Below are 414 nucleotides of genomic sequence, written 5' to 3' on the forward strand. Positions count from 1 at the left end.
TTGATAAAAAGTCTTCGGAAAGCATCGCATTATCCTCCAATCAACGCTTATATAAAATTAACGACAGTGAATTGTCGTTTTGGGAGTTTCATTATGACACTATCTGGAGGATTTCTCCCGACCTAACCGTCACTCCGGCATTTTATCTGGATTATGAAGAGAACAAACTTCCAAGAAAATACCTTTTTGATAAATTTATCTCCCAGCATGATCAAAAAGCTCAATATGTAAGGCTAACGGGCTTTTTTGAAAGTAATCGGTTCTTCTTCTTTGACATGGATAATAAGAACAAACTTAATAGGATATATTTCGATAAGAAGCAGCATACAGGCGCCAACTTAAGGTTTGACAGGAAGGGAAAGGGAAATGGTTATCATTTTGCCTTTTACAATGACATGGATGGGGGGTTGCCCT

At 37.7% G+C, this 414-nt stretch carries 1 protein-coding gene; it reads left to right on the plus strand.

Annotated features, from left to right (window positions below; genetic code table 11):
• Positions 1-414, plus strand: a 414-nt coding sequence (locus IAQ59_RS22185; protein ID WP_209333035.1) for a hypothetical protein, incomplete at both ends; no start/stop codon positions are given.

This window comes from Lunatimonas salinarum, assembly GCF_017811155.1.
In the GTDB taxonomy this organism is placed as follows: Bacteria; Bacteroidota; Bacteroidia; order Cytophagales; family Cyclobacteriaceae; genus Lunatimonas; species Lunatimonas salinarum.